Origin of the sequence: Gilliamella sp. wkB292 (genome assembly GCF_001690235.1) — a bacterium.
GTDB lineage: Bacteria > Pseudomonadota > Gammaproteobacteria > Enterobacterales > Orbaceae > Gilliamella > Gilliamella apicola_F.
The window spans coordinates 1-424 of the sequence record NZ_LZGO01000054.1; the positions used below are offsets into that span (position 1 = coordinate 1).

Genomic DNA, 424 nt, shown 5'->3' on the forward strand with positions numbered 1-424 from the left:
AAGTTAATATTCAAATAACTGAGTAGCACATCTTATAAATTTCGATTATATATAACTTTTTCTCAAGTTAGAAAATCATCAAATGTTAATTTGAAATAGTTAAATACTTTTTATGTAATTATAAAATTATTCAGTATTCAAGGTTATATATTTATTTTTTTAACAAAGCAATTTTATGTTTTATAGAATTTATCTTATTCTTCAATTTTGTCTCAATTCTATTCACCAGTAAATAAGGTAAAACACCAATCACAAAACATAACAACCTAATAGGCTTGTATTTCAATTTTAAAACCGACTTTTTATATTTATAATTTATATTATCTTCGTTACAAGACCAAAACTTCCATAAAAGCTTTGATTTGAAAATATAATAAGAATCAATAAAATTTTTTCTTCCATAAATTTGATGTCTTAAAATACA

At 20.5% G+C, this 424-nt stretch carries 1 protein-coding gene; it reads right to left on the reverse strand.

The annotated features are described in order from the left end of the window. Positions 1–151: 151 nt before the first annotated feature. The coding region (locus tag A9G09_RS13015) for a hypothetical protein (RefSeq protein WP_218056857.1) at positions 152–424 on the reverse strand (273 nt) is incomplete at its 5' end.